This window comes from Streptomyces sp. NPDC005195, from assembly GCF_040608315.1.
Classification (GTDB): Bacteria; Actinomycetota; Actinomycetes; order Streptomycetales; family Streptomycetaceae; genus Streptomyces; species Streptomyces kaempferi.
Genome location: NZ_JBEXHZ010000233.1, coordinates 1 through 2,565 on the forward strand (window position 1 = coordinate 1; position 2,565 = coordinate 2,565).

At 66.6% G+C, this 2,565-nt stretch carries 2 protein-coding genes and 2 pseudogenes; 3 read left to right on the forward strand and 1 reads right to left on the reverse strand.

Features of this window, described 5'->3' with window-relative positions:
- Positions 1–62: 62 nt before the first annotated feature.
- From ABZV34_RS38395 to ABZV34_RS38405, 3 genes and pseudogenes are all read left to right on the forward strand, one after another.
- Positions 63–263, forward strand: a complete 201-nt coding sequence (locus ABZV34_RS38395) for a DUF6424 family protein (protein WP_356287604.1) — start codon at positions 63–65, stop codon at positions 261–263.
- An 8-nt stretch (positions 264–271) separates the two neighbouring features.
- On the forward strand, positions 272–1,396 hold the full coding sequence (locus tag ABZV34_RS38400) for a DUF2235 domain-containing protein (RefSeq protein WP_356287607.1): 1,125 nt from the start codon (positions 272–274) through the stop codon (positions 1,394–1,396).
- A gap of 150 nt (positions 1,397–1,546) precedes the next feature.
- Positions 1,547–1,704: pseudogene (locus tag ABZV34_RS38405) on the forward strand (IS256 family transposase); the annotation flags it as partial.
- A 46-nt stretch (positions 1,705–1,750) separates the two neighbouring features.
- Here the strand turns inward: ABZV34_RS38405 and ABZV34_RS38410 are convergent.
- A pseudogene (locus ABZV34_RS38410) lies at positions 1,751–2,481 on the reverse strand (ISAzo13 family transposase); the annotation flags it as partial.
- Between the last annotated feature and the right edge of the window lie 84 nt (positions 2,482–2,565).

Consider the following 2,565-nt stretch of genomic DNA (forward strand, 5'->3'; position numbering starts at 1 on the left):
GGCGAATTTGAAGGGCCAAACCTTCATCCTTCGTACAGCATCGCTACAAGAAGAGTTCCTACATGCTTCTCCCTTTCGCGTTCAGGACACAACAAAGCCTCGGGAAGATGGCGGTCTTCCCGGCCACCAGCACTGTCGCCCTAAAGGCGTTCGAGCAACAGATCGAGCCCGGGCGGCGCACCGCGACCGGTCCCCTGGTCACCGCCGCGACACCGCGGCGAGGCCGAGCGACCCGGGGCACCACCACCAAGCGCACCGGCTAGGAGCTGGCATGCCACGCCGAATCGTCATCTGCCTCGACGGAACGGGCAACCAGGTCGGCGCCCGCCACCCGACCAACGTGGTCAGGCTCCTCGAGATGCTGGAAACGGATGCCCCCGACCGGCAACTCCACTACTACGACCCCGGCGTGGGCACCATGTCGGCGGCCACCGCCCACGGACCTGCCGGGCGATGGCTCTCCCGCCTGACCGGCCTCGCATTCGGCACCGGACTGAAGGCCAACCTCGCCGAGGCATACACCTACCTGATGCAGCACTGGCAGCCCGGAGACAGGGTCTACGTCTTCGGTTTCAGCCGTGGCGCCTACACCGCGCGTGCCCTCGTCGGGATGCTGAACAAACCCGGCCTCATGCGCCCCGGCTCCGAGAACCTCGTCCCCTACGCGGTGTCGAGGTACGCCTTCAACCAGGACATCGATAAGAGTGAGCAGGAGGTCGCCCGGTTCTCGCACGCCTTCTGCCGGCGCACCGAGAGCGAGCCGCTGTGGGCGACCGTGAAACACAACAACCCCCGGCAGGTCTCGCATCACGCCCTGCCCGTCGACTACCTCGGCCTGTGGGACACCGTGAAAGCAGCCGGCATCCTGCGCCTGGGCACCCTGAACTGGCCCTACACCCATCAACTGCCCAACGCCGCCCGCATCCGACACGCCGTGTCTCTCGACGAAACACGCCGCCCCTACCGCGAGTTCATGGTCACTCCCCGCCCCGAACCCCTCCAGGACACCGCCCAGGAGGTCTGGTTCGCCGGCGTACACTCCGACGTAGGCGGCACCTTCGAACACGCCGAGAACGCCCCCCTGCTCTCCACCATCACCCTCAAGTGGATCACCGAGGGAGTCTGCCGTGACCTGGACTTCCGCCCCGGCGCCTACCAGGAAGCTTGCACGGTGAGCGAGGACTTCGCCACCGCCGCCCTTCACGATAACGGCCCCTTCTGGATCCTCGCGGGCCGCCGTACACGCCCGGTGCCCGAACACGCGCGGCTACACACAAGCGTCCGGCTCCGCCGGGAACAGGACCCCAAATACCTTATGGACCTGACCAATCCGGCGGATCCGGAGCGTTGGGCCGACCCCGACTGGACCAAGGCCCAGCCTCCACCCAGCAGCTGACGCCACGAGGCAGGACTGTCGGGTCTGTACGCTCACCGGTGTAATTGATGATCATGGAAGGGACATCAAGTGACTGACACCGTGACCGAGTTCGTGGCCGCCGATGACCAGGCGGAACCGCCGCTGGAGACCGCGGCGGTCGAGCAGAAGCTGATCGACCAGCGCGTCGAGCAGGCCCGGAGCAAGGGGCTGCAGCTGACTGGCGAGGGTGGGCTGCTGAACAGTTGACCAAGACGGTTCCGGAGTCTGCCCTGGAGGGTGAGATCACCGACCACCTCGGCTATGACAAGCACGATCCGGCGGGTAAGGACGGCGGCGGGCCTTGACCCAAGGCCGGGTATTAGGACTTGCAGATCAATAACTCGCCGTCTTGATCTCCGGTTTGGGGATGCCGAGGCGTGCGGTGAGATCGGTGAGATCGTCGAGGGTGGCCAGTTGCGCCTCGGCGGGTTCGATGGCGTGTCCGATGGTGTGGAGGAGCCGGCGGGTTCGGCTGATGGCCCGGTTGAGGGTCACTTGGGTGTCACGGTGAAGAGCGGGGCGATGACGACCTGAGGGAGTTTGAACCTCTGGTAGAGGATGGTGGCCAGGAGCCGGTCGACGAGGGTGAGGCCGGGGCGCCGGCCGGTGTAGAAGCCGGCGGCAGGGGTCTTCTGCCGGTCGCCGCCGCGTCGCTGATAGAGGTCTGTTTCCCGCTGAGCCGCGCGGGCCGCTGCCAACTCGGTGACCAGCGAGTCCCACTGCTCGTGCGGGATGCCGGTGAGGGCGGGATGGGTCAGCCAGTCGCGGCCAGGGCCGGCTTCGTTCTGAGGCGGGATCGGAAGGACGCCGTCCCGGCGGTGTTCCTGGGGGTGGAGGGTGTAGTTCCAGTCGCCGTGCCAGTCGTGGCGCCTCAGTGGCAGGGCGTTCAGCTGCCCCTCACTGATGCGGACGCCGGTCTCGTAGAGAGTGGTGTCGAGTTCGGCGCGGACCGTCAGCCCGGTGCGGGTGGTGGTCGCCGCGATACTGTTCACGATGACTTCATGGCTGGTCAGCGGCCTGCCCCGCCAGTTCATCGTGACGTGGGAGAACAGTCGGTGGTGAAGTAGGCCCAGAGCGCGGTCTCGTCTTTCGAGCGAGCCGTTTCTCTGGGCCTCTTCCCGCACCCGGCGTGCCACTCTCGCGGCACC

Coding starts and splice junctions, on each gene's coding strand:
- ABZV34_RS38395 (WP_356287604.1), top strand. CDS start 63: ATGCTTCTCCCTTTCGCGTTCAGGACACAACAAAGCCTCGGGAAGATG.
- ABZV34_RS38400 (WP_356287607.1), top strand. CDS start 272: ATGCCACGCCGAATCGTCATCTGCCTCGACGGAACGGGCAACCAGGTC.